A 452-nucleotide genomic window follows, 5' to 3' on the forward strand; every position below is an offset into this window, starting at 1 on the left:
GCCGGGCAGAGGGCGATCGCAGCCGGCTCGAGCGCGTTGCGGCAGAGCGCGAGGTCGCGCGCGAGTGTGGCCGCCTCCGGCCATGCGTCAGGCAGGGCGGCCGGCCGATCGAAGGCCTCCCCCCTGGCGGCATAGGCGGCGAACACCGCGGGCGTAGCGACCGCGACACCCGGATTGGCGAGCACGAGGCCGAACGGCGGCAGGCCGGGCGCCGGCACGATGCGCTCGCCGATGCCGCCGAGCCGCGCGGGGCGGGAAGCGACGCAAGCCGGCACGTCCGCGCCGAGCCCCGCGGCGATCGCAGCAAGACGTTCCGGATCGAGATCGGTCCCCCAGAGCCGGTCGAGCGCCCGCAGCGCGGCCGCGGGGGGGGGGGGGGCCCCGCCCCCGCCCGCCGCCCCCCGCCGGGGCGGGTCCCCGGGGGACCCCGCGCCGCGCGGGACCCCCGGGGT

At 81.0% G+C, this 452-nt stretch carries 1 pseudogene; it reads right to left on the minus strand.

What is annotated here, in order from left to right:
* Positions 1-452: pseudogene (locus tag FK498_RS19055) on the minus strand (4-(cytidine 5'-diphospho)-2-C-methyl-D-erythritol kinase); the annotation flags it as partial.

Origin of the sequence: Elioraea sp. Yellowstone (assembly GCF_006704265.1) — a bacterium.
Lineage (GTDB): Bacteria > Pseudomonadota > Alphaproteobacteria > Acetobacterales > Acetobacteraceae > Elioraea.